The 26,457-nt window shown below is 41.0% G+C and carries 22 protein-coding genes and 1 other annotated feature; of the genes, 12 read left to right on the forward strand and 10 right to left on the reverse strand.

Annotated features, from left to right (window positions below; all coding sequences use genetic code 11):
• Positions 1 to 501 precede the first annotated feature (501 nt).
• The 3 genes from ETB99_RS07910 to ETB99_RS07920 all read right to left on the reverse strand — a co-directional run bounded on the left by ETB99_RS07910 (position 502) and on the right by ETB99_RS07920 (position 3,097).
• Positions 502 to 693 (reverse strand): alpha/beta-type small acid-soluble spore protein, encoded by a 192-nt coding sequence (locus tag ETB99_RS07910; protein ID WP_006320794.1) that lies wholly within the window; start codon positions 691 to 693, stop codon positions 502 to 504.
• A gap of 62 nt (positions 694 to 755) precedes the next feature.
• Positions 756 to 1,949: a tRNA uracil 4-sulfurtransferase ThiI gene (gene thiI / locus ETB99_RS07915; RefSeq protein WP_171700349.1), complete on the reverse strand. Its 1,194-nt coding sequence runs from the start codon at positions 1,947 to 1,949 to the stop codon at positions 756 to 758.
• Entirely contained in the window at positions 1,946 to 3,097 is a 1,152-nt protein-coding gene (locus ETB99_RS07920) for a cysteine desulfurase family protein (protein ID WP_171700350.1), read from the reverse strand. Before ETB99_RS07920 ends, thiI begins: the two co-directional genes overlap by 4 nt.
• Before the next feature lie 177 nt (positions 3,098 to 3,274).
• Here ETB99_RS07920 and brnQ point away from each other — a divergent pair, with 177 nt between their 5' ends.
• Positions 3,275 to 4,603, forward strand: a complete 1,329-nt coding sequence (gene brnQ, locus ETB99_RS07925; RefSeq protein WP_077429278.1) for a branched-chain amino acid transport system II carrier protein — start codon at positions 3,275 to 3,277, stop codon at positions 4,601 to 4,603.
• Between the two features lie 23 nt (positions 4,604 to 4,626).
• On the opposite strand, the gene ezrA is transcribed toward brnQ, so the two are convergent.
• On the reverse strand, positions 4,627 to 6,318 hold the full coding sequence (gene ezrA / locus ETB99_RS07930; protein WP_171700351.1) for a septation ring formation regulator EzrA: 1,692 nt from the start codon (positions 6,316 to 6,318) through the stop codon (positions 4,627 to 4,629).
• Between the two features lie 166 nt (positions 6,319 to 6,484).
• Between ezrA and hisJ the strand changes: the two genes are divergently transcribed.
• Positions 6,485 to 7,282, forward strand: a complete 798-nt coding sequence (hisJ, locus tag ETB99_RS07935) for a histidinol-phosphatase HisJ (RefSeq protein WP_077429276.1) — start codon at positions 6,485 to 6,487, stop codon at positions 7,280 to 7,282.
• 5 nt (positions 7,283 to 7,287) lie between these two features.
• The gene (locus tag ETB99_RS07940; RefSeq protein WP_129000736.1) at positions 7,288 to 7,773 is read left to right on the forward strand and encodes a GAF domain-containing protein; all 486 of its coding nucleotides are present in this window, start codon (positions 7,288 to 7,290) and stop codon (positions 7,771 to 7,773) included.
• A 26-nt stretch (positions 7,774 to 7,799) separates the two neighbouring features.
• Here the strand turns inward: ETB99_RS07940 and ETB99_RS07945 are convergent, their stop codons facing one another.
• Entirely contained in the window at positions 7,800 to 9,647 is a 1,848-nt protein-coding gene (locus ETB99_RS07945) for a sensor domain-containing diguanylate cyclase (protein WP_216366116.1), read from the reverse strand.
• Positions 9,648 to 10,027: 380 nt separating this feature from the next.
• Between ETB99_RS07945 and rpsD the strand changes: the two genes are divergently transcribed.
• Positions 10,028 to 10,630 (forward strand): 30S ribosomal protein S4, encoded by a 603-nt coding sequence (gene rpsD, locus ETB99_RS07950; protein ID WP_077429273.1) that lies wholly within the window; start codon positions 10,028 to 10,030, stop codon positions 10,628 to 10,630.
• Positions 10,631 to 10,666: 36 nt separating this feature from the next.
• On the opposite strand, the gene tyrS is transcribed toward rpsD, so the two are convergent.
• Positions 10,667 to 11,926 carry a tyrosine--tRNA ligase gene (tyrS, locus tag ETB99_RS07955; protein ID WP_077429272.1) on the reverse strand — a complete coding sequence of 420 codons (1,260 nt, stop codon included), beginning with the start codon at positions 11,924 to 11,926 and terminating at the stop codon, positions 10,667 to 10,669.
• A 52-nt stretch (positions 11,927 to 11,978) separates the two neighbouring features.
• Positions 11,979 to 12,203: a binding site (T-box leader), on the reverse strand.
• 138 nt (positions 12,204 to 12,341) lie between these two features.
• On the opposite strand from tyrS, the gene ETB99_RS07960 reads away from it, so the two are divergent.
• The gene (locus tag ETB99_RS07960) at positions 12,342 to 15,128 is read left to right on the forward strand and encodes a transglycosylase domain-containing protein (protein WP_171700353.1); all 2,787 of its coding nucleotides are present in this window, start codon (positions 12,342 to 12,344) and stop codon (positions 15,126 to 15,128) included.
• Between the two features lie 25 nt (positions 15,129 to 15,153).
• On the opposite strand, the gene acsA is transcribed toward ETB99_RS07960, so the two are convergent.
• Positions 15,154 to 16,872, reverse strand: coding sequence for an acetate--CoA ligase (gene acsA, locus ETB99_RS07965; protein WP_171700386.1), 1,719 nt, complete (start codon positions 16,870 to 16,872; stop codon positions 15,154 to 15,156).
• Between the two features lie 167 nt (positions 16,873 to 17,039).
• On the opposite strand from acsA, the gene ETB99_RS07970 reads away from it, so the two are divergent.
• From ETB99_RS07970 to ETB99_RS07980, 3 genes are read left to right on the forward strand one after another with little or no spacing between them, the layout of a single operon-like run.
• A complete protein-coding gene (locus tag ETB99_RS07970; RefSeq protein WP_171700354.1) occupies positions 17,040 to 17,672 on the forward strand; it encodes a GNAT family N-acetyltransferase in 633 nt (210 codons plus the stop codon).
• A 19-nt stretch (positions 17,673 to 17,691) separates the two neighbouring features.
• Complete coding sequence (locus tag ETB99_RS07975; protein WP_004889004.1) at positions 17,692 to 18,336, forward strand: acetoin utilization AcuB family protein; 645 nt, start codon at positions 17,692 to 17,694, stop codon at positions 18,334 to 18,336.
• Positions 18,333 to 19,505, forward strand: coding sequence for an acetoin utilization protein AcuC (locus tag ETB99_RS07980; RefSeq protein ID WP_171700355.1), 1,173 nt, complete (start codon positions 18,333 to 18,335; stop codon positions 19,503 to 19,505). Before ETB99_RS07975 ends, ETB99_RS07980 begins: the two co-directional genes overlap by 4 nt.
• A gap of 72 nt (positions 19,506 to 19,577) precedes the next feature.
• Here ETB99_RS07980 and ccpA read toward each other — a convergent pair whose 3' ends face one another.
• Together ccpA and ETB99_RS07990 are read right to left on the reverse strand one after the other, a co-directional pair.
• Positions 19,578 to 20,576: a catabolite control protein A gene (gene ccpA / locus ETB99_RS07985; RefSeq protein ID WP_004889002.1), complete on the reverse strand. Its 999-nt coding sequence runs from the start codon at positions 20,574 to 20,576 to the stop codon at positions 19,578 to 19,580.
• A 150-nt stretch (positions 20,577 to 20,726) separates the two neighbouring features.
• Entirely contained in the window at positions 20,727 to 21,809 is a 1,083-nt protein-coding gene (locus tag ETB99_RS07990) for a bifunctional 3-deoxy-7-phosphoheptulonate synthase/chorismate mutase (protein WP_004889001.1), read from the reverse strand.
• Between the two features lie 150 nt (positions 21,810 to 21,959).
• Between ETB99_RS07990 and ETB99_RS07995 the strand changes: the two genes are divergently transcribed.
• Entirely contained in the window at positions 21,960 to 24,116 is a 2,157-nt protein-coding gene (locus ETB99_RS07995; RefSeq protein WP_171700356.1) for a cell division protein FtsA, read from the forward strand.
• 22 nt (positions 24,117 to 24,138) lie between these two features.
• On the opposite strand, the gene ETB99_RS08000 is transcribed toward ETB99_RS07995, so the two are convergent.
• Entirely contained in the window at positions 24,139 to 25,254 is a 1,116-nt protein-coding gene (locus ETB99_RS08000; protein WP_171700357.1) for an aminopeptidase, read from the reverse strand.
• Positions 25,255 to 25,382: 128 nt separating this feature from the next.
• Here ETB99_RS08000 and ETB99_RS08005 point away from each other — a divergent pair, with 128 nt between their 5' ends.
• Genes ETB99_RS08005 through ytxJ form a run of 3 tightly spaced genes read left to right on the forward strand, consistent with a single transcriptional unit; the run spans position 25,383 to position 26,454 of the window.
• On the forward strand, positions 25,383 to 25,775 hold the full coding sequence (locus ETB99_RS08005; RefSeq protein WP_077429265.1) for a DUF948 domain-containing protein: 393 nt from the start codon (positions 25,383 to 25,385) through the stop codon (positions 25,773 to 25,775).
• 12 nt (positions 25,776 to 25,787) lie between these two features.
• On the forward strand, positions 25,788 to 26,138 hold the full coding sequence (locus ETB99_RS08010) for a hypothetical protein (protein ID WP_004888997.1): 351 nt from the start codon (positions 25,788 to 25,790) through the stop codon (positions 26,136 to 26,138).
• Entirely contained in the window at positions 26,125 to 26,454 is a 330-nt protein-coding gene (gene ytxJ / locus ETB99_RS08015) for a bacillithiol system redox-active protein YtxJ (RefSeq protein ID WP_004888996.1), read from the forward strand. Before ETB99_RS08010 ends, ytxJ begins: the two co-directional genes overlap by 14 nt.
• Positions 26,455 to 26,457: the final 3 nt, after the last annotated feature.

Below are 26,457 nucleotides of genomic sequence, written 5' to 3' on the forward strand. Positions count from 1 at the left end.
AAGCGGACGTTTGTTTGTGTCTAACACAAAAACCATAGAGTCCTCCCCTTTCCTCTGCATAAAGCAGGTCATATTCTCCTCGACCATGTTATAGATGCTTGTTATGTGCAAGACACTAGCGCTACCCACCACGCTTGTTTAACCTTGCACGACAGAGGAACGGGCTGGAGAAGCACCCGAACGTGTCATGACATCTATAACGTAGGCTCTGTTTCAAGCCTTGGTCTGGTCAACATGGGGCTTACAAGCCCATGACTTTAGTCATTGGGTTGTTGACTCTCCCATTTCAACGCCATTCGGTTTGGATCGTCCGCATACTTTTCAAACTCGCTTGTTAAATTGTACTTTTCTGGTGCAATTAAATTCATTTTCCTCTCCCCCTTACCGTATGATACAAAAAAATTATACAAAAAAATCGAATAATTTTGTATAATTTTTCTAAAAATTTTTAAAAAATAAAAAACTCGGTAGGATGAACTACCGAGTTTTTTCACCTAACATTTATTTTTGACTACCTAATTGTTGTTCTGCCATTTTCACGAGGCGTTTCGTAATCTCGCCACCCACAGAACCGTTTGCTCGCGCAGTTGTATCTGGGCCTAACTGCACGCCAAACTCTTGAGCGATTTCATATTTCATTTGGTCAATCGCTTGTTGCACACCAGGGACGAGCAATCGATTTCGATTTGCCATTTGTCTTCACCCCCTTGTAACGATAGGTTGTGCAAAACAAATGGACTCTATGCATCTCCTCGTTAAAATAGCTCGTCCAATGGTTGATCTGGTTTCAATGTAATCGTTTCGACGCGAGCAACTGTTTCAGCAATCATCTCATCTAAAGGTAAAAATTGTTCATATTGGATTACCTTCTCTTTTTTCGGCTTCGTTTTTGGTGCTTTTGGCGTAAAAATTGTACAGCAATCTTCATACGGTCGAATCGAAATATGATGTGTACCAATTCGCTCAGCAATCGCAATAATTTCCGTTTTATCCATCGAAATAAGCGGACGAAGAATCGGTGTCGTTGTCACATCGTTGACAACAACCATACTTTCAAGTGTTTGACTAGCAACTTGTCCTAAACTTTCTCCTGTCACGATCGCCAGTCCGTTTTGTTTTTTACGAATTTCATCTGTAATGCGCAACATCGCACGCCGCGTAGCGATCAACGAATAATTTTCCGGCACTTGTTTATAAATGGCTTGTTGCAACTCTGTAAACGGTACAATATGAAGACGAATCGTACCACCAAATTCCGTTAAACGCTGCGCTAAGTCGATCACTTTTTGCTTCGCTCGCTCACTTGTGAATGGGGGGCTAAAAAAGTGAACAGCCTCAATTTGCAAGCCGCGCTTCATTGCTAAGTATCCAGCTACAGGGCTGTCGATTCCGCCTGAAAGCATCAACATCGCTTTTCCACTCGTTCCAACAGGTAAACCACCCACTCCTGGTACATCGTATGCAGTAATATACGTTCCTTCTTTCCGCACTTCTACGCGAACATCTATGTCTGGATGATGGACATCAACCGTTAAGCCCGTTGTGTTTTTCAACACATAACTGCCCAGCTCATAGTTTAATTCATTTGTTGTAACTGGAAATTGTTTATCTGCTCTTCTTGCTGATATTTTGAATGTTTTCCCTTCGTATGGAAATTGTTTCACGAAAAATAATGTTGCTTCTTTTATTTTTTGCAAGTCGTTCTCTGTCTTTAATGCCAAACTTAACGATTGAATACCGAACACTTCTTGCAATTTTTCGATGACAGGTTGCGGTGGTGTATGATGTAGTCGAATGTACATCCGATCGCGCAACGCTTCAATTTGAAGGTTCGGAAAATGTTTCAATTTTTTTGCTATATTTCGTTTTAAACATCGTACAAATTGTAAACGATTTTTTCCTTTTGTCGACATTTCACCGTAACGAATTACAATATGATCATACGTCATTTCGTTCCCCTCACTACTATTTTTAATCGTTCATATGCTTGCTCAATGGCTTCAATAATGATTGGGACATGCTCCATTTGTTGTTCGTATGATAAACTTATGCGAATCGAACGCTCCGCCCGCGTTTTTTCGATTCCCATCGCTAACAATGTTTTACTTGGCGCTTTTTTACGGGATGAACAAGCTGATGTTGTCGATACGTATATATGTTGCTTTTCTAATTCATGAACAAACGCCTCTGATTTAATTCCTTCTAGTGAAAAATGAATAATATGTGGAGCTGATTGTTCAAATGGCGTGTGAACACGAATACCTTCAATCGTTTGTAAGCGTTCGATGAGCGCTCGTTTCATTTTCTCAAGTCGATCATATGCCTCATGATACTTTTCCACCGATAATCGTAACGCTTTCGCCATCGCAACAATAGCAGCGACATTTTCTGTTCCTGAGCGCAATTGCATTTCTTGTGCCCCTCCCGATAAAAGCGGAGAAAGGCGCACACCTTCGCGAACGTACAAAACTCCTGCTCCTTTTAGACCGTGAAATTTATGCGCCGATACCGAATATAAATCAACGTTTGCCTGTTTCAAATGAAGTGGTACTTTCGCCGCACCTTGCACCCCATCAACATGAAATAGCACTTTCGGATATTTTTTTAACAACATGCCAATTTCTTCAATTGGTTGGATAGAGCCGACTTCGTTATTTACATGCATAACGGAAACGAGAATTGTATCATCACGCAACGCTTGTTCAATGTGCAACGGCGAGACAATCCCACGTTCATCAACAGGTACATATGTAACTTGAAACCCGAGTTGTTCAAGCTGTTTGCACGCTTCTGTTACAGATGGATGTTCAATCGCCGTTGTAATGATATGGCGGCCGCGCTGCTGATGTTGCCAAGCCGCACCTTTAATGGCTAAATTGTTTCCTTCCGTCCCACCTGATGTAAAAATCACTTCGGTCGGCTTCACCTCGAGCAAACGTGCGATTTGTTCTCTCGCTTGCGTGAGCAGTCGCTCGGCTTGCATACCTAGTCCGTGTAGCGAAGACGGATTGCCAAAATAATCGCTCGCGACTTTTAAAAAAGATTGTAGCACTTCTGGAAACGGTTTTGTTGTGGCGCTATTATCTAAATATATCATCGCCCAAACCTCCATTACGTTCGTATACAAACAGCCTTCTTATATTATCACATCCTTATGCAAAAAAGAAATAATCAAAGAATATTTTAAAGATTGAAACTTTTTATAAAAACGACAAAATTTTTATTTTGTATGGTAGTATATATGCTGGTACGGAGACAACAAAGGAGGATCAGCATGTCGAAAAAAGATTTAATAGCTGTCGGTTTTATGTTATTTGCTTTATTTTTTGGCGCTGGTAACATGATTTTCCCTCCAGCTCTCGGGCAAGCAGCAGGGGAAAACATGTGGCTTGCCATCGTAGGTTTTTTAATTACCGGTGTCGGATTGCCAGTTTTAGCAATAATCGCGATTGCAAGAACAGGGAACGACTTGCAACAATTAGCTAGCCGAGCACATCCAGTATTTGGTGTCATCTTTACGATCGTTATGTATTTAGCGATCGGTCCGTTTTTTGGTATTCCACGAACAGGTACGGTATCATTTGAAATTGGGGTAACACCATTTTTACCTGAAACGGTCGATCGATCCGTCATGTTAGCGGTGTATACTGTTGTTTATTTTAGCATATCCCTTTGGTTAGCGTTAAACCCTTCGAAATTAGTTGACCGAATTGGCAAGTTGTTAACACCTCTTTTACTCATCGGTCTTGCTTTATTTTTTGTCAAAAGCATATGGACGCCTATGGGAGACATTCAACCGCCAACGGATGCATATACAGACGCCCCGTTTTTTAAAGGGTTTGTTGACGGGTACTTAACGATGGATGCCATCGCGGCACTCGTTTTTGGTATCATCGTCATTCAAGCCATTCAACAAAAAGGAATTACAAATAAAAAACAATTAACGAAGCTTTGTATTCAGGCCGGGTTCGTGGCTGCTTCTGGATTAACGCTCGTGTATGTATCGCTCGCTTTTATTGGAGCATCCAGCGTACAAGCGATCGGTTATCGCAATAACGGCGGCGAAATCATTAGTCAAACCGCGACCTATTTATTCGGTCAAGCGGGTACAATCATTTTATCGATCATCATTATGCTTGCGTGCTTAACGACATCAGTTGGTTTATTATCTTCTTGCGCAAGTTATTTTTCGAAAATTTCGCCAAAGCTTTCCTATCGAATGCTCGCCATTGTTATGAGCTGCTTTAGCGCATTCACCGCAAATGTCGGTTTAACGAAACTCATTTCGTTATCCGTTCCTGTGCTTATTATTATTTATCCATTAGCCATTACCCTCGTCGCCCTATCGTTTCTCCATGACTATTTCAGGGGAAAACAAACCGTTTACATCGGGGCGCTCGCTGGTACGCTTCTCGTCAGCATCGTTGATGGACTGAAGGCAGCAGGATTTGATGTATCGTCCATCTTACATGTATACGAAAAAACATTGCCGCTCTTTGAACAAGGGATCGGCTGGCTTACACCAGCACTCATTGGCGGGGTCATCGGTTTATTACTAAACAAAACAAATCGTGTCACACGTACCGAAAGAAAAGTAAGTTAAAAGACGAGTGAAAGGACATCCTTTCACTCGTTTTCTTTTAGCCACTCTCGAATACGTTCAAATGCCCCTTCTTCGACTTGTTCGACCACAGCGATTGCTTTTTGTAATGCCAGTTCGTATTCGTATCTTCGAAACAGTTGTTCCGCTTCTTCTAATCCTTCTTTTACCACCTGAAAACGTCGACGATAGCGGTTGCCATACTGTATAACTCTTTCTGCTAATTGGGCTTGTTCAATCATTTCTTTTGTTTGATCATACACGTTTTGCACAAAAACGATCGCCTCATCTAACGCTTGATGAACCGCCTCCATATTCAATGGTTTTCCATCTAGCGTAAGGGAAACGCGTGTTAAGCTTTCGCGCGCTTCACTCACTTGTAACATATAAGACTCTGGCAAACCTGGGAGCTTGCTTTTTTTCACAAGTCGAATCGCTTCCGATAACTGTTTTTTCATTTCCGACAGCTTCTCGCGCGCTGCTAATTCGTCTTTGCGTAACGCATATAAATGCTCGCGAAACTGGGCATGCTTCTCTTTTACTGTAGCAATTTGCGCTAAAATTTCTTCAAGCTCTTCACGAATAAGCGAGTAAGCTAAACGCTCCTCGGCCATTTTCGTTTGGATGAGCATAAAACGTTTCATTAGTTGTTGTACTTGCTTCTCGATTTGTCGATATTTATCTAAGTCGCTTTGCGATAAATGATAGCTTTGTTGCACAAATAATGTTTCATCACGCGTTTCTTTCGTTTCTTCTTCCAAATCGTAAAGCGTTTGTTCGATCTTTTCTGTTTCATCATGAACGAACCGTTCAGCATACACTTCTTTTTCTAATAAGTCGTACAACGTATCGACATCTTCTTGTGTTTCACGAAGGAGCGCTTCTGCTTCATCGACTTTAAGCTCTTCTAATAATGCAACCACTTGAGACACTTTTCCTCGAACCTCTTCAACCTCTTTATCAACCGGAAGATGGTCAAGCACATACCCTTTTTCTAACAGTTCACGATATCCCTCGACAATGTTGTCGAGTTGCGCAGGGATTTCAATTTGTGCGTCGCTTAATAAAAGCGGAATTTGTTCAATAAAACGGTTCAATTCATGTAGCTCGTTTTGAATAACCACTACGACTTCGCGAGCAGCCAAATAATTCCCTTCCGTTGTTAACTGTTCAAATGTCTGGAATTGGTTTTGAAGAGCATTTAATCGCTCCTCAAGCGCAACTTCTGTGCAACCAAATGCATGACGTTGAGTAAGCATCGCTTTTTTTACTTGACGATACTTTTCCTTCAGTTGCTCAATTTCTTCTCGATTTTTCTCTTCGCTTCCGACTAATTCTTGCAGCTCTAATAAAATACGTTGAATGTTCCCTTCAATTTCTCGTAGTTGTTGCTCCGTTTGACGTAACGCCTCTTTTGCTTTCATAAATCGGTATTTGACAACCGCTTCCTCAATGTCGAACAACTTTTCCTCTATATTCGGAAGCTGAACAGCAACAATATCGTCCCACTCATTTCGCCATTTTTCAAACAGCTGCTCTGTTTCCCCCATCATATTTAACGACTTAATTTTAGACAGTTCCTCTGGCACAGGTCGATTCATCAAGGAAATTTTCCATTGTTCTAATTCGTCAATTTGTTTATATAAACGTTTTCGATGCACATATGTATATGTAAGTCCTCCGATGACGAGGAGCGCACTAATCGCTACAAATTCCATAATGGGCCTCCTTGTTGTCAATCTTTCTTTTTTTTATGGAGAAGGCATTTTCTTTTCAATGATTTTATGATACCATGTTAGCAACATTTTTTGAGCAAAAATTTTAATTTTTTTCCTAAAAAACGTGATTTTTGTCGAACTGTGCATGCAAAAAGGGGGGAAAAACGTGCGCGATGGACATATTCATACACCTTTCTGTCCCCACGGAAGCAAAGATGCGCTACATGAATATATTGAAAAGGCTATTTCGCTCGGCTATACAGACATTTCATTCACCGAGCACGCACCGCTTCCAAAAGGATTTATAGACCCAACCCCTTACCAAGATAGTGCAATGAAAGAAGAGCAACTAGCGTCGTACGTATCCATTTTACAATCATTAAAAAAACAGTACGAAAGACATATTCGTATTCGCATCGGGCTCGAAGTTGATTTCATCGTCGGTTATGAACGAGAAACGACAGCATTTTTAAATGAAGTTGGCCCACAATTGGACGATAGCATTTTATCTGTTCATTTTTTAGCTGTCGGCAACGGCTATATGTGTGTTGATTACAGCGAGGAGATGTTTGGTGAAATCGTCGCCTCGCTCGGTTCCGTTGAACAAGTGTACGACGCATATTATAACGCCGTGTTAGCGTCCGTTGTTGCGGACTTAGGACCGTACAAACCAAAACGGATCGGTCACATCACGCTCGTTCGAAAGTTTCATCGGGCATACCCGTGTGAATATGATGCATCTAACATCATCGCACGTATTTTAAAAGAAATGAAATCCCGCCAATTAGAGCTTGATTATAACGGGGCTGGCGCAGTAAAACCACTTTGTCTAGAGCCTTATCCACCCCATTGGGTCGTCAAAAAAGCATTGGAGCTCGGCGTTCCGCTCGTTTACGGCTCGGATGCCCATTCAGTCGCTGGACTTCATCAAGGGATTGAACATATGTTGATGTATAAGGAGTGAAAAACATGTTTCATACACAAGCATACACAGGGACGAAAGAAGAAAATTACGCGCTTGTCATCGAACAGTTACAAGCTTTAATTTCAGATGAAAAAAATGTGATTGCTAACTTAGCAAATGCTGCAGCTTTATTGAATTATTTTTTGCACGATATTAATTGGGTCGGTTTTTATATAGCCGAAGGAAACGAACTCGTTCTCGGGCCGTTTCAAGGGTTACCGGCTTGCGTGCGCATTCCGTTCGGCAAAGGGGTATGTGGAACGGCTGCTATTGAAAAACGAACAGTACGTGTTGCCGATGTTCACACCTTCCCGGGTCACATCGCATGCGATGCGGCATCTCAATCTGAGATTGTCGTCCCAATGATGAAAAACGGTGTTGTCATCGGTGTGCTCGATATTGACAGCCCGATCAAAAATCGCTTTGATGAAATAGATGAACAATATTTACAACGTTTTGTTGAAACGCTTGTTCAGCATCTCAACATATAAGAAAGAGGCCGATGAATTGGCCTCTTTTAATATTCTTGCACAACAACTCGGTTCTTTCCCGCCCGTTTCGCTGTATACAGCGCTTCATCCGCACGATTAAATAGCTCTTTCACAGAGTCAACACGATTTTTCTTCCAATACGACACGCCACAAGAAATGGTCACAGGTGGATTCGTTAGTTCACGAACTTTTTGTACTAAACGATTGGCGATCGATACACCCGCATGAATGGACACTTTCGGTAAATAAATAGCAAGTTCCTCTCCACCCCATCGAGCTCCAATATCGTTTTGGCGAATGTTTGCTTTAATAATGTTTGCCACTTGAATAATGATTTCATCACCTACTTGATGTCCGTACGTGTCGTTTACTTTTTTGAAATTATCAATGTCTATTAAAATAAACGTACCTAATCCGTCCTCTTCCATCGAACGTTGGATGCGTTCGTCTAAGTAATGACGTGCGTATAAATTCGTTAACCGATCGGTAATGACCATCCGTTCGAGTTCTTCACGCAACGCCGCGTTTGTAAACGCCAACGTCGAGTGATGAATAAGCGACTGCAACAATTTAAACATATCAAACGAAAAATGATACGCCTCTTGATGCAATACAATTGCTACACCTTTCATCATACCACGCATCATCGGCACAGCCATAAGCGAGCGAAAACGTTTCGTATCATTGCTACGGATTTTCACATCACCTAAAAATAACGTATCACGTGGATGTTGAATACGATGAAAAACGAAATCTACATATGCTTTTGCTTCACGCGATTGGAAAAAAGATGTACTACCCGGAAGCACTTTTCGCTCTTTTTCTTGTAAAATAATAAAACCGACTTCTTCCGCATCAAACGATGTTTTGATTTTTTCGATCATAAACTGCAAGGCGTCTTGGAAACGTAAATTTGTGTTCAAGTGGTGAATCGTTTCATTAATGAGTTGTAAGTCAGCAATTAATCGTTTCGACTGTTCGTACAATTTTGCATTTTCTAAGGCGCTACCAGCTGTATTTGCCAGCAAGGAAATAAAACGCATCTCTCGCTCTGGAAGTTCCATAACTGTCGGAGCAATCATTTCGATGACGCCATAAATCCCTTGCGCCCCTTTAATCGGAGCATAAATGACAGACTTTTTATGGACAAGCGAATCGTGGAGCTGAATTTGCCCCGTCACGTACGCCTGCATTGCTCCCATATGCTCATCTTCATTTTCAAATGTGAGCAATTTAATCGGCAAATCACGATCTGTTGTACTATCGTGTGATAAAAATAGATGGCACGTAAACGCCGGATACACGTCCTTTAACGTTTTCACAATTTCTTCAAGCACATCACCAATATTCATCGAGGCATGAATTTTTGTTGTCGCTCGATGCAACTGTTCATATCTTTTTTCCTCACTCAATACTTCAGATACTTTACGAATACGGGCAAACACTTTTAAAAAATCGTGTTTCATTTGTTTAATAGACGATGTTGGTAGCATATCCCGCTCATGTATGCGAAAACGAACGAGACTGCATGAATCTTCTGAAAAATACACCCCGAACTGCACCGTTTTAATCTCGCTTCCGTCATCAATAATCATAACGTCGTCAAACTGTTCTTTTAGATGACTATCAAATGGAATCGAGGCATGTTCCCGGCGCTGCTTAATCATACAGTCAGTCGTCACTTCAGGCTCAAAAGCATGTTTAAACGGGTTAAGTACGTAAAAGGTGACATCTAACAAATGAAACTCTTTTTGCAATAAGGTGATGAGCGCTTGAATGATGCGAGGTAAATCGGTAAAATCTTCTTCACTTAAAAACCAATCAAAAAACTTTTGTTTAAATATTGCGTATTGATCGCGCTCTTGAACGTCCATTTTTTTCACTCACCCGCACATACTTCCTCTCTTTATATGTACAAACCATATAAATAAAAAAATGAGAGTTTCTGCAATATCCCTAAAACTTAAGACCTATTAATTATATCATACCATAATCCTTATTACAAAGACCATACAAAAATGATTGACTCAGACGCAAAAAAAAACTATAATAGCCTTTGTGTAAAATATTGCAGCCTTTGTGCTCACATTTGTATGTCCATTTTGTTCCCCTTAGAGACGTGCGTCTCTAATTGGAGGTTGTATCGTGTAACTCTCAGCTGCTAGGGCGAGGATACATGAAAACAAAATGGCGATAAATAGTGAGGCACGACTGTTTTTATTTTACCAAAAATAAAAACAAAGGAGGAGCATTTATGGCTCGTTATACAGGTCCAACATGGAAAATTTCTCGCCGCCTTGGCATTTCGTTAAGCGGTACAGGTAAAGAGTTACAAAAACGTCCTTACCCACCAGGTCAACATGGTCCAGGACAACGCAAAAAACTATCTGAATATGGCATTCAGCTTCAAGAGAAGCAAAAACTTCGCCATATGTACGGTGTAAACGAACGTCAATTCCGTAAAACGTTCGAAGAAGCAGGTAAAATGGCTGGTAAACACGGTGAAAACTTCATGATCTTACTTGAGTCTCGCTTAGACAACCTTGTTTACCGTTTAGGTTTCGCACGCACTCGCCGTCAAGCTCGTCAGTTAGTTAACCACGGTCACATTTTAGTTGATGGCAGCCGCGTTGACATTCCTTCTTACCGTGTAAAGCCAGGCCAAACGATTTCTGTTCGCGAAAAGTCTCGCAACCTTCAAATCATTAAAGAAGCGCTTGAAGTGAACAACTTCGTACCTGACTATTTAACACTTGACGCAGACAAATTAGAAGGTACTTACACTCGTTTACCTGAACGCTCTGAGTTGCCTGCGGAAATTAACGAAGCATTAATCGTTGAGTTCTACTCTCGTTAATGAAAAAATCCTCTCTGCTTCGGCAGAGAGGATTTTTTATGCATAACGAATTAAGTAATACTTTTTCTTACCACGACGAATGATGGTAAAACGTCCTTCCATACGGTCTTCTTCTGTCATCATTTTATTCACATCTTGCACACGCTCACCATTGATATAAATCGCTCCGTTTGTGACATCCTCACGAGCTTGACGCTTCGATGGGCAAATACCACTTGCTACAAGTAAATCAACAAGCGCCATCTCTTTTTCATCGCAGACGTACGATGGCACATCTTTAAACCCTTGTTCAATTTCATCCGCTGTTAGTTTGGCTACATCTCCGCTAAAGAGCGCTTCAGAAATGTTGATCGCCTGCTGCAACGCTTCTTCCCCATGAACGAGGCGCGTCATCTCAGCAGCTAGCGCTTTTTGCGCTGCCCGTTTTTCTGGCGCTTCAGCTGTTTGCTTTTCCAATTCGATAATTTCTTCATGTGATAAAAACGTGAAGTATTTCAAATATTTTACGACATCACGGTCATCTGTATTAATCCAAAATTGGTAAAATTCATATGGAGATGTTTTATCAGCATCAAGCCATACTGCTCCACCTTCCGTTTTCCCAAACTTCGTTCCATCCGCTTTCGTTACGAGTGGGACAGTTAGTCCAAATACTTTGGCATCTTCTTCTGTTTTTCGGATGAGCTCTAACCCTGCTGTAATATTCCCCCATTGGTCACTTCCACCAACTTGCAATTTACAACCATACATTTCATATAACTTTAAGAAATCGTATGCTTGCAAAATCATATAGCTAAATTCTGTAAACGAAATTCCTGTTTCTAATCGAGACTGTACAGATTCCTTTGCAAGCATGTAGTTAATTCCAAAATTTTTCCCCACATCACGTAAAAACGTAATGACATCAAGCGATCCGATCCACTCGTAGTTATTCGCAATAATCGCTCGGTTATTTTCTTTTTCAAAATCTAAAAAACGACTTAACTGCTGTTTAATTCGTTCACTGTAATGAGCAACTGTCTCTTTTTCATTCAACTTTCGCTCCGCTTTTTTCCCACTCGGATCCCCAATGAGCCCCGTCGCTCCACCGACGAGCGCAATCGGTTGGTGTCCCGCCTGTTGAAAGCGACGCAACATTAAGATCGGAAGCAAGTGACCGATGTGCAAACTATCCGCCGTCGGATCAAAACCGCAATATACTTTTACTTGCTCTTCTGATAGCAATGCTTTCAGACCTTCTTCATCCGTCATTTGATTAATTAAACCGCGAAATTGTAAATCTTGGAGCAAATCCATTGCAATCACCCTTTCTAGTCTATAGTCACAACAAAAAAACTCGTCCTTCACATGAAGGGACGAGTTTATATCGCGGTACCACCCTACTTAGAGAACACCTATGTTCTCTCACTTCATTGCCATAACGGTCGACACCGTCTTTTGCTACTTGGCACACGCCGTTCGCAAAAGATGCTCCCGGAGGTAATTCATGCTCATCTATGCGCTAGTTCGCACCAACCACTAGCTCTCTGGTCGCAGGGAGATAAGCACTACTCATTCCGATCATCGCTCAATTATTTACATGTCGGTATATCCTCTTTTATCATAAAACATTCATCGTTGTCAAGATATTGAAACAAATTTAGACATTTACCGATATGAAAAGACAAATTATGATATAATAATGAAAATACAATACGGATGGGAGGTCACTATGTCTGAAAAACAAGTCAGATTTTCTTGGCAAAAGCTATGGCGCCATTTCACAATTACATATGAAGTCATTTGGAACGTATGTTTAATTATATTCATTGCTAGCTTATGTGCGTTCAGTTTTGCCTTTGGTGTCGGGGCCGGGTATTTCGCTTCGCTTGTGAAAGATGCCGAACCGATTCCTTACAAAGAAATGAAAAAAGATATTTATAACTACGAAGAAACGACACATATTTATTTTGCTAATCATCAATATCTTGGTTATTTTCGATCCGATTTAGAGCGAGACGAAATTAAACTTTCAGAAGTTTCCCCTTATTTCATTCAAGCGATTATCGCGACGGAGGATGAACATTTTTATGAGCATAAAGGGGTTGTACCAAAAGCAATTATACGTGCCATTTTTCAAGAAGCAACAAACTCCTCAACACGTAGCGGTGGGAGTACATTAACACAACAGCTTGTTAAAAACCAAATTTTAACAAATGAAGTGTCATTTGAACGAAAAGCAAAAGAAGTATTACTTGCTTTACGGCTTGAGAAATTTTTTTCAAAAGATGAAATTTTAGAGGCATACATGAACGTCGTACCTTTCGGTAGAAACGCATCTGGACGAAATATTGCTGGCGTTCAAGCTGCCGCAAAAGGCGTTTTCGGTGTTGATGCAAAAGAATTAACATTGCCGCAAGCTGCATTTTTAGCAGGATTGCCACAAAGTCCGTTTCGCTATACGCCGTTTACAAGCAAAGGGGAGTTGAAAAACGATTTATCCCCAGCGTTAAATCGGATGAAAACTGTATTATCGCGCATGAAAAAAGCAGGGTATATTTCAAAAGAGCAGTATGAGGAAGCGATTGCATACGACATTACGAAAGATTTTGTTTCTTCCTTACCTTCTCCAATAGAGAAATACCCGTGGTTAACGTTTGAAATTGAGCGTCGTGCAAAAGACATTTTCATTGATTTACTAGCTAAAAAAGATGGCTATGAACGGCAAGATGTGCGTTTGAACGATCAACTATATAGGGAATATGCGGAAAAGGCTGAAAAACAATTACGACAAAACGGTTACACGATTTACACAACGATCGACAAAGATATATATGAGCGCATGCAAGCAATCGTAGAAAAATATCCTTACTTCGGAAGCGATACACTCGTACGAAAAAAAGACGAAAAAACAGGACAAATCGTTTCCGTACGTCAACCGGTAGAAGTCGGTGCGATGCTCATCGAAAACAAAACGGGACGCATCATTAGCTTTGTTGGAGGAAGAGATTATAAACGCGAGCAGCTAAATCACGCTACACAAGCATATCGCTCAAACGGATCAACGATGAAGCCGCTTCTTGTTTATGCACCAGCAATGGAAATGGGGATCGTTCAGCCGGGGTCCGTTATTCCAGATGTCGCGTTGGAAATCCCAACGAAACAAGGTCCGTACCGACCGAAAAACGCGGATGGAAAAACGCATGGCTTAACATCCGTACGTCATGCGCTGAAAAAATCGTATAACATTCCTGCTATTCGGACATATGCGCGCATCATCGACCAACGACCAATCTCATATTTGGAAAAAATGGGCTTTACAAGTTTAACAACAGGAGATGGACACAACTTATCGCTTGCGCTTGGCGGATTAACAAAAGGTGTAACGATTGAGGAAAATGTAAATGCATATGCTACGTTTGCAAACGGAGGAAAGTTTGTTGACGCCTATTTAATTGAAAAAATTGTCGATAAAAACGGCAAAGTCATATATGAACATGAACCAAAACAAGTCGAAGTATTTTCGCCACAGACAGCTTACTTAACAATTGATATGATGCGCGATGTCATCCGCTCAGGCACGGCCGCCTTTTTGAACGGTAAGCTAAAGTTTTCAGCTGACTGGGCAGGAAAAACTGGAACGAGCCAAAATACGAAAGATGCTTGGTTCGTAGCAACAAACCCGAATGTTACATTCGGTATATGGATGGGATATGATACACCAAAGCCACTCGAAAAAAGTTATAAAGGACTATCATATTCCCAAAGAAACTTACTACTATGGGCGCAATTAATAAACGGGGCATACGACATTCGTCCAGAGCTGATTGCGCCACAAGAGCGATTTCACATGCCAGGTGGCATTGTACAACGTTCATATTGTGTCATTTCCGGATTACTTCCGTCAAAAACGTGCAAACGGTTCGGACTTATAGAAAGTGATTTATTCAATACCGCCTTCGTACCGAAACAAGAAGATCAGTATTTAGTGAGCGGGGCTTTCGTCGAATTAAACGGAGAACGATACGTTGCGCTTCCATCAACACCGAGGGAATTTACAAAGGAAGGCGTAATGATTGACGGTTCATTGCTTGAACAATGGGGAATTCAACATATAAAAGATATGAGCCAACTGCTTCCTCGAAACGACAAGTGGAAACATGTATTTGTAGCAAAAACACTTCAAGAAAACGGTAAAAAACCAGATCCGCTTGCAGTGCAACAAAAAGGAGCAACGCTCGTCTGGGGCGAACATCATGAACAAGATGTGATCGGTTATCGCGTATATTATGCGGCAGCTGAAACCGCTTCATTTCAAATCATTACCACGATACGTAAAGGGGAACAAAAAAGCGTACCATTAAAACAAGGGATATATTATGTTACCGCTGTTGATATTGCTGGATTGGAATCGAATCCGTCAAATATCGTTCGCATGTTACCTGCGACACTACCTGAGCAATCAACCGATGAACAACCGATAGAAATACCAGCAGAAGAACAGTCATCAACAAACTAAAAAAATCGGGTCATGCCCGATTTTTTTAATCTTCCATTGTTGATAAGTCACCTGTCGGTAAGTTTAGCTCCCAAGCTTTCAAGACGCGGCGCATAATTTTTCCGCTTCTCGTTTTTGGAAGTTTGTCACGAAACTCGATTTCGCGTGGCGCTGCATGCGCAGCTAAACCTTTTTTCACGAAGTTGCGAATGTCTTCTTTTAGCTCTTCAGACGGCTCATACCCTTCACGTAAAGCGACAAATGCTTTAATAATTTCGCCGCGCACCGGATCTGGCTTTCCGATGACACCCGCTTCAGCTACGGCTGGATGTTCAACGAGTTTACTTTCTACTTCAAACGGGCCAACGCGCTCTCCAGCTGTCATAATGACATCATCAATCCGCCCTTGGAACCAGAAATATCCATCCTCATCCATATATGCCGAGTCTCCAGAAACGTACCAATCCCCCGGTAAAAAGTACGATTCGTATTTTTGTGGATTATTCCAAATTGCGCGCATCATCGATGGCCAACCTTTTTTAATCGCTAAATTCCCCATGCGATATGGCGGCAACTCATTTCCTTGATCGTCAACGATCGCTGCTTTGACTCCTGGAATTGGTTTCCCCATTGATCCTGGTTTAATTTCCATACACGGATAGTTGCAAATGAGTTGTGCTCCTGTTTCTGTCATCCACCATGTATCGTGAATGCGACGATTAAATACTTTCATTCCCCAGCGCACGACTTCTGGATTGAGCGGTTCACCGACACTTAAAATATGGCGAAGTGAACGTAAATCAAATTTTTTCACAAGCTCGTCCCCAGCACCCATTAGCATGCGGAACGCTGTCGGTGCACTATACCATACTGTTACACCATAATCTTCAATCGTTTTATACCATGCTTCAGGATTAAAACGTCCACCGACAATGACGTTGGAAGCTCCGCAAAGCCACGGACCGAAAATGCCGTATGATGTTCCAGTCACCCAACCTGGGTCAGCTGTGCACCAATATACATCGTCTTCTTTTAAATCTAATACCCATTTTGCTGTTTGATAATGTTGAATCATGGCGTTATGCACATGCAATACACCTTTTGGTTTTCCTGTTGATCCAGATGTATAGTGTAAAATGAGTCCATCTTCACGTCCGACCCATTCAATATCAAAATGTTTGCTTGCTGCGTTCATTCGTTTTTTCAAATCAAAAAATGGACCTTCTTCTTTAATGTCATCGCCAACTAAAAATACGTATTTTAATGTTGGCAACTCATTTACCGGTACGCGCGGTAAAAGTTCAGGCGTTGTAATAATCACTTTTGCCTCGCTATCTTCTAAACGGTCACGCACAGCCCCTTCCATGAACGCTTCAAAAAGCGGCCCAACAATCGCCCCAAGTTTAATTGCTCCAAGCACAGAGAAGTACAGTTCAGGCGAGCGAGGCATAAAAATGAAGATGCGATCACCTTTTTCTACATCAGCTACTTCTTTTAATACGTTGGCTACTTTATTTGAAAACTCTTTCATTTCTTTAAACGTATACTTTTCTTCTCTTGTCGCATCACGATAATAAAGAGCTACTTTGTTTTTTCGAAACGTTTCCGCATGGCGATCGATCGCTTCATACGCCATGTTCACTTTCCCAGTTTCATACCACGAAAAATGTTTTTCTGCTTCGGACCAGTCAAACGTTTGATACGTTTCTTCATAGTTTTTCAAGTTAAAATCCCCTTGAATGACTGGTAGCGCTTCCACTTTAATCATCCCAAACTCCCCCTTGTTTGAAGTCTTTACACTCGTATTATATTATACCATAAATTATTTCTCAATTTTTAAAAAATTTTCATTTATGTTTATTATGAAAACGATTTAATTTTTATTTTTTTATGTATAATTGAAATGAGATCATTTCAGTAGGCGGTGGGGCAATGGAACATAGAAAAACATATAACGCAAAACAATTAAAAACGCCAAAAGGAACGTTAATTATTGAGGGACCAATTTCTCCTAAAACATTGGCTAGCTATGAATTTCACCATGACTTAACAGCATTTCGGCAACCGCATCAACAACATCAAGCGCTCATTGAAATTGCTGGCCTTCCAGAAGGACGCATTATTATCGCCCGCCACGGTCATACGATCGTTGGTTATGTCACGTTTTTATATCCCGATCCACTTGAAAGATGGTCACAAGGAAAAATGGAAAACTTAATTGAACTTGGGGCCATCGAAGTCATCCCTGATTTTAGAGGTTGCGGGGTTGGGAAAAATTTATTGAAAGTGGCTATGATGGATGATGCGATGGAAGATTACATCATTATTACAACAGAATACTATTGGCATTGGGATTTAAAACGAACGGGTTTAAACGTGTGGGAATATCGAAAAGTAATGGAGAAAATGATGAACGCAGGTGGACTCGTCTGGTACGCAACGGACGATCCAGAAATTTGTTCACATCCAGCTAATTGTTTAATGGCTCGAATCGGAAAACGCGTCGATCAGCAATCTATTCAAAAATTTGACCAATTACGCTTTATGAACCGCTTCATGTATTAAAAACAAAGGGGATGGGGAAATGATTGTCGAACAAATGATGAAAACGGATGTCATTGCACTAAAGCCGTCAAACACAATCGCTGACGCACTAAACATTGTTAAGCAAAAAAATATTCGACATTTACCGATTGTTGATGATGAATATCGTGTTGTTGGTATCGTTACGGATCGCGATTTGCGCGATGCAAGTCCATCGATTTTCCATGCAAATGAACATCTCGAAGATTTGCAAAAACCGTTAAGCACCATTATGAAAACAAACGTCATTACAGGACATCCACTTGATTTTGTCGAAGAGGTCGCGGCTTTGTTTTACGAACACCGCATTAGCTGCATGCCCATTGTCAAAGAAAATAAACTTGTCGGCATCATTACAGAAAGCGATTTGTTGTACACACTTGTGCAACTGACAGGGGCTCACCAACCTGGATCGCAAATCGAAATTAAAGTGCCGAATCGGGCAGGAATGTTAAGCGAAGTCGCTTCTGTTTTCCAAAAACGTAACATCAATATTTCAAGTGTTCTCATCTATCCTGATCAAAATGAAATGTATAAAGTACTTGTTTTTCGTATTCAAACGATGAACCCGATGGCGATTATTCATGATTTAAAGGCACAAGGATACGACGTTTTATGGCCGAACTTGCCGGGGGTTTCATCATGAGTAAAAACAGCGTATTCGTTTATTCCGATGCGTTTCAAACGTATAAATTCCATGATCGCCATCCATTTAATCAATTACGTGTCAAACTGACGTATGACCTGTTGCAAACGCTCGGTGCACTTCATGATACACAAATTGTAGCACCACGTCTAGCAACAGACGAAGAGTTAGCACTTGTTCATGATACCGATTACATTGAAGCAGTAAAAAAAGCAGGAAGAGGACAACTGCCAGAAGAAGTTGCCCTCAATTATGGATTAGGGACAGAAGATACACCCATTTTTCCAAATATGCATGAAGCAAGCGCTCTTCTTGTTGGCGGAACATTAACAGCAGTTGATTACGTACTTTCCGGCAAGGCTGAGCATGCGCTCAGTTTGGGGGGAGGGCTCCATCATGGATTTCGTGGCAAAGCATCAGGTTTTTGCATCTACAATGATAGCTCTGTCGCCATTAAATATATGCAAGAAAAGTACGGTGTGCGTGTTTTATATGTGGATACAGATGCCCACCATGGCGACGGGGTGCAATGGACGTTTTACGATGACCCGAATGTATGTACATTTTCGATTCATGAAACAGGACGCTATTTATTTCCGGGAACAGGAAATGTGAATGAACGAGGACAAGGAAAAGGATATGGCTACTCTTTCAACATTCCCGTTGATGCGTTTACAGAAGATGAGTCGTGGTTAGCAGCATATACAGAAGCGCTAATCGAAATTGCTGACTTTTTCCGTCCGGACGTCATCTTGACTCAAAATGGAGTGGACGCACATTATTATGATCCATTAACACATTTGTGTGCAACGATGCGTATTTATCGCGAAATTCCAAAAATCGCGCATCAAATCGCGCATCAATATTGCAACGGCCGTTGGATTGCGGTCGGAGGAGGAGGGTATGACATTTGGCGCGTTGTTCCACGTGCATGGGCGTTATTATGGCTTGAAATGACAGAACAATCCGATATTTCTGGAGCTTTACCGAAGGAATGGATTGCCCGCTGGCAACGGCATGCTCCCGTTTCTTTACCACTCAAGTGGGACGATCCAGAAGACTTATACCCACCTATTCCGAGAAAGGCTGAAATTACAGAAAAAAATGCCCAAACTGTCATGAAAGCACTTCATCCTATTCGAAGTAATAAACAACGATTAAACTTATAACAAAATAACAAGGGTGTTCCGAAAGTAGCGAACACCCTTTTCTATGTTCGTACGCACAGTTAGCTGCGCCGCCTATTTTGTCGAATCGCGATATTCAATGCGATGCGGCAACACAACGATGTGATTGTCGACATGTTCTTTATTCATATATTTCGTTAATAAACGCATCGCCACCGCACCAATATCGTACATCGGTTGCACAACTGTCGTCAGCTTCGGACGAACCATGGTGGCTAAACGTGTATTATCAAAACCGACAACTTCCAATTCATCAGGAATGCGTACGCCGCGATCTTGCGCACCATGAATGACCCCGAGAGCCATTTCATCTGTTCCAACAAAGATCGCTGTTGGACGCTGTGCAAGTTCGGCTAACTTGTCATACGCTTCGATGCCAGAGTCATATGTGTAATCCCCTTCAACAACAAGCGCATCATCATAAGCAATACCCGCTTCTTCCAAGGCACGACGATAGCCAGCTAATTTTTTTAATCCGTTAATTGGATCATTTAAAGGGCCTGTTACATAAGCAATGCGTTTATGCCCTTTTTCGATTAACATATGTACCGCATCATACGCTGCTTGCTCGTAGTCAATGTTGACGGACGGAATAATATTATTTTTTTCAATTGTGGCAGCTAATACGATCGGTACATCTGACTTTTTAAACTGCTCGACATGTTCTTCTGTTACGTCGCCACCCATAAATAAAATACCATCAACTTGTTTAGCGAGCATCGTGTTTAATAAATGCAATTCTTTTTCCTTATTTTGATCCGAGTTACTTAAAATGATGTTATACTTGTACATTGTTGCAATGTCTTCAATTCCGCGTGCCATTTCTGCAAAAAAGATGCTCGAAATATCCGGAATAATGACGCCGACTGTTGTCGTTTTTTTACTTGCTAATCCGCGCGCTACCGCATTCGGACGATAACCAAGCCGTTCAATCACTTCCAACACTTTTTTGCGCGTCGAAGGCTTTACATTTGGGTTCCCATTCACAACACGTGAAACGGTTGCCATCGACACGTTTGCTTCTCTTGCTACATCATAAATTGTTACATTCATCACATACACTCCTTTTTTACGCTCTATATATCGAAAACTGTCGTACATCGCAATTTTATGTAAAATTATCATACGATAAATGATTGCCTAAGTGCAACGTTTTCACAAATAAATTCATAAGAAAAGCTGGTGAACAATCACCAGCTTTTCTTATGCTTTGACAAATTGTTTTTGGAATGATTTTAATTCTTCCATAAACTCATTGAATTGATTAATATCCATTTGTTGTGCGGAATCAGATAACGCAACCGCAGGATCTGGATGTACTTCCGCCATGACCCCGTCTGCTCCGATGGCAAGCGCAGCTTTCGCGCAAGGTAAAAGTAAGTCACGACGTCCTGTTGAATGCGTTACATCGACAAAAACAGGCAAATGCGTTTCTTTTTTCAAAATCGGTACGGCTGAAATATCAAGCGTGTTGCGCGTCGCCTTTTCATATGTGCGGATGCCACGCTCGCATAAAATGATTTGCCCATTTCCTTGCGACATAATGTACTCCGCTGCATGAATAAACTCTTCGATCGTTGCAGCTAATCCCCGTTTTAATAATACCGGTTTATTCACTTGACCCGCGGCTTTTAACAACTCAAAGTTTTGCATATTGCGCGCTCCGATTTGAATAACGTCAATATAATCGAGCGCTGTTTCAATATCTGCTGGCGTTACAATTTCACTAATGACTGCTAAATCAAATTCATCTGCTACACGCTTTAAAATTTTCAATCCTTCTACGCCGAGTCCTTGGAAGTCATACGGTGACGTACGTGGTTTGTAAGCGCCGCCGCGCAACAATTTTAAGCCGTGGCGTTTAATTGCTTGTGCAACTTCCGCTACTTGTTCATAGCTTTCAACCGCACATGGCCCCATAACGAAATATTGATTACCATCGCCGATTTTTTCCCCTTTTACATCGACAATCGTATCCTCCGGCTTTTTCTTTCTTGATACAAGCAACGCCTTTTTATGGTCATCTTCTTGCAAATCAAGCCCTGCTTTAAAAATTTCTTTAAAAATATGTTTTAACGTCGCCGTATCAAACGGTCCGTCGTTATGTTCTAGAATTAAATCTAACATTTTTCTTTCACGAACAGGGTCATAAAAGTACGTCCCTTGAGCATCTTTAATTTTCCCAATTTCTTGAACAACACGTCCGCGTTCATTAATTAACTTTAACAGCTGTAAATTCAACTCATCAACCTTTGCTCTCAGCTCGTCTAATCTTTCGTTACTCATACATCTCATCCTTTCTTTATATAAGATAAAAAATATGGTACATTTCTATATAATTAGAGATTATTATAAACGAAGTGGATAAAGTTGTCACCCCTTTATTTATAAAACGCGTTTAAGTAATAAAGAATTTTTTAATTTTCGAAAAAGAAGGTGGGAAGCTTGATTTTTGCATTAGACATTGGCACACGTTCAGTAGTTGGCATTATTTTAAAGGAAACAGACGGACGATATCAAGTTGAAGACATTGTCATAAAAGAACATGAAGAACGAGCGATGCTTGACGGACAAATTCATGACGTACTTGCTGTTTCTAACGTCATTCTCGACATAAAGAAAACGTTAGAGGAGCGGCACGGGCCTTTGACGCGCGTATGCGTCGCAGCGGCAGGTCGTTCATTAAAAACAGAAAAAGGAAAAACAACGATTTCAATTAAAGGAAAGCCGCTTTTAACTCATGAAGATGTCGCGTACTTAGAACTCACCGCCGTACAGCAAGCTCAAATGACGTTAGCAGAAAAATCAGCGAATGAAAAAAGTTATCACTATTATTGCGTCGGTTATTCCGTCACGCGCTATGAAATTGACGGCGAAGAAATTGGTAACTTAATTGATCAGCAAGGAGACGAGGCAAGCGTTGAAGTGATCGCTACATTTTTACCGAGACTCGTTGTTGAGTCACTTCTTGCAGCACTACAACGCGCTCATTTAGAAATGGAGGCGCTAACACTTGAGCCGATCGCCGCACTAAACGTGCTTATTCCTCCAACGATGCGACGATTAAATGTAGCACTTGTAGACATTGGCGCAGGAACGTCTGACATCGCCATTACCGATCTCGGTACAGTCATCGCCTACGGCATGGTACCGATGGCAGGAGATGAAATTACTGAAGCCATTTCAGACGCCTATTTGCTTGATTTCCCTCTCGCTGAACAAGCGAAACGCGACTTGCATTCGAAAGAAACGGTAACAATTACAGACATTCTCGGGTTTGAAACAGAAGTGACTCGCGAACAAATGATTGCCACGATTTCAGATGCCATTGATCGACTTGCTGATGCGATTAGCAAAGAAATTTTACGATTAAATAATCATCAATCTCCGAAAGCAGTTATGCTTGTTGGAGGAGGGAGCTTGACGCCTGAACTTCCAAAACGGCTTGCTCACAAGCTTCATCTTCCAGAAAATCGCGTTGCTATTCGTGGTATTGATGCTATTCAAAAATTGCATATCGATCGTGAAGAAATGAAACATCGACCAGAACTCGTCACCCCGATCGGCATCGCAATTGCCGCAAAGCAAACACCGATCCAGTACGTGACAGTCCATGTAAATGAACAAACAATTCGCCTATTTGACATGAAGCAACTAACAATCGGTGATGCCTTACTCGCTGCAGGCATTCAACTACATAAACTATATGGAAAACCTGGCTTAGCGTGCGTCGTTACGTTGAATGGACAGGTTATTACAGTTCCCGGGACACACGGAGAACCACCAACCATTATAAAAAATGGTGAGCTAGCGACATTTGATACACCAATTAAAAATAATGACGAGATTGTCATTGAAAAAGGAAAAGATGGACAACAAGCAACGATTCGGCTTCGTGATTTGCTCGAATCATTGCCGACAAAGCATGTAACAATAAACGATCAACATTACAACATTGAACCACTTGTATTACGAAACGGAGAAGCTGTTTCTCTCGATGTCGTCTTATGTGATCGTGATGACATTGTCATTCATATGCCTGAAACGATTGAGCAGCTTCTAAAAGCAACAAAAAACGACCACCTTCTGAAACAACTTGAACCGTTTACAATCACGTTAAACGGAAAACAAATAAAATTTCCTGAATGGTGCGGAACAGTGTATCGCAACGGGCTAGAGTGCCAACGTTATACAACGTTTGAAGACGGCGATCATATTACTGTTCACGAACAAAAGCCGCGCACCATCGCTCAAATTGCTGAAGCAAAACAAATAAAGCTTCATTATACGATGCCGATTATATTTCATGGCGAAACATTTACATTGACAAAGCCGATCGGTATATTTTATCGCAACGGTGAACAGCTCAAAGAAGATGGTCTCGTTCACCATGAAGATGAGCTCCAATTTCATGAACAAAAAATCGAACCGTTCATTTTTCAAGATATATTTCAATATGTCGAAGTTGATATTCCTCACGGGGCATCAACAACATTTACATTGCTAAAAAATGGAGAACAAACAACATTTTATGAACCGCTTACCCCGGGAGATCAACTTGAAATTGTTTGGCATAAGAAAAAGCAACTATGAGCAAGTCATAGTTGCTTTTTCTTTATTTTAAGTTTTCTGGATTTAATGGCTCTAGCTCAGGGAGAACAAAACGGCCGTCTTTTCGGATGAGCACACCGTCAAAATATATTTCACCGCCGCCATATTCCGGACGTTGAATCATAACCATGTCCCAATGAATATTCGAGTGATTGCCGTTGTACGCTTCGTCATAACATTGTCCCGGCGTAAAATGGAAGCTTCCATCAATTTTTTCATCAAACAAAATATCTTGCATTGGATGTTGAATATATGGGTTTACTCCGATCGCGAACTCACCAATGTAACGCGCACCTTCATCTGTATCAAAAATTTGATTAATGCGTTCTGTGTCGTTTGCTGTTGCTTCAATAATTTTTCCATCTTTAAATGTTAATTTCACGTTTTCAAACGTAAATCCTTGATAAGGAGAAGGTGTATTAAACGTAATGGTACCATTGACAGAATCGCGGACTGGAGCCGTATATACTTCTCCGTCTGGAATGTTCATTTGACCTGAACATTTTATAGCAGGAATATCTTTAATGGAGAACGTTAAATCTGTACCCGGTCCTGTAATGCGCACTTGATCCGTTTTATTCATTAACTCAACTAGAGCATCCATCGCTTTACCCATTTTACCGTAATCTAAGTTACATACGTTGAAATAAAAATCTTCGAACGCCTCTGTACTCATTTTTGCAAGCTGTGCCATCGATGGATTCGGATAGCGGAGCACAACCCACTTCGTTTTCGGTACACGAATGTCACGATGTACTTTTTGCATAATTGTTTTTCCATGAATTTTCATTTTATCCGCTGGCACGTCAGCAAACTCATTAATGTTGTCCCCAGCACGTAAGCCGATATAAGCATCCATCTCTTTCATAACATTCGCTTCGAACTCAGCCATCATGTTAAACTGTTCTTCTTGTGCTCCAAGCAAAAGGGCACGATCAACTTGGTGGTCTTTTAATGAAACGAACGGATGCGCACCTACCGCATATGCTTCACGCACAAGCGCGATCACAAGCTCTCGTTGCAAACCGAAGTTTTCGATTAATACCTTTTCTCCTTTTTGTAAACGAAGCGAGTAATGAATTAAGTTTTTCGCTAACTTTTCAATACGTGGATCTTTCATTTGTCTTCCTCCATTCCATCATATGTACATGTATATTGTAACCGATCTACAAAAAATTTGGAGTTTTTTGCAGGATTTTTTCTTTTTTTGTCGAATGAAATGTAAAATATACAGAAAGGAGTTTTACAATGAACGTTATTTTATACGGGAGCATTGCACTCATCGCCATCGCCTTTCTCATTTTAGTCATTTATGTTATCCAAACGTTAAAAACGTTGCAAACAACTTTACAACACGTTGCGAAAACCGTCGAAGAAGTTGAAAAACAAATGCATGAAATCGGAAAAGAAACGGCACAATTACTACATAAGACGAACGCGCTTGCGGATGATGTGCATAAAAAAGCAGAAAGTTTGCAAGGTGTATTTGATGCAGTCAAACAAGTAGGAGTCACCGTTCAAACATTTAGCGACTCCATTTCTAAAACGTTAACAACAAATGAAAAAAAAATTACACAAGCCATTCAATGGGGACAAACGCTTGTAGAAATATGGACAAAATGGAAAGGGAAACGAAAATAAGGAGGGTTTCATATGGCTAAAAATAGTTCTTTTCTACTTGGGACAATTGTCGGGGGAATTGCAGGCGCAGCAACAGCACTATTCTTGTCGAGCGAACGTGGAAAGCAGTTATTAACCGAATCAGCACAACATGGAAAACAACTGCTGAATGATTTAAAAGAAAGCAATATAAATGAATGGAGAAAAAGTGAAGAAAAAGAAGAACTGATAAAAAGCGAACAAGAGAAATCACATTCCGTTTCATCTATTCCGATTCCGCTTCCTTCATCAGATGTGGAACAGTTGTTAAAAGAGACAGAGGAAGCTGTGAACGATGTGGAAAAACATTTAAATAAAGGAATGGACACGCATGGAGAAAATTGAGACAGTAGAACAGTTTGAACAAATTTGTTTGTCCCATCGTCCATTTTTATTGATGAAACATAGTCTCACGTGTCCGATTAGCCATCGAGCATGGGGGGAGTTCGAACGTTTCACAAAAGATTTTCCGCACATTCATGCATATTATTTACATGTACAACACGCACGCCCATTGTCGCAACATATTGCAGAAACGTTTCATGTTAAACACGAATCTCCTCAAGTGTTATGGGTGACAAATGACGGAGTAGCGTGGCATGCTTCGCATTGGAACATCACATACGAACAAATGCAAAAAGCAACTATGAACGCATCATAGTTG

The sequence above is a fragment of the Anoxybacillus sp. CHMUD genome, from assembly GCF_013096965.1.
Classification (GTDB): Bacteria; Bacillota; Bacilli; order Bacillales; family Anoxybacillaceae; genus Anoxybacillus; species Anoxybacillus kestanbolensis_A.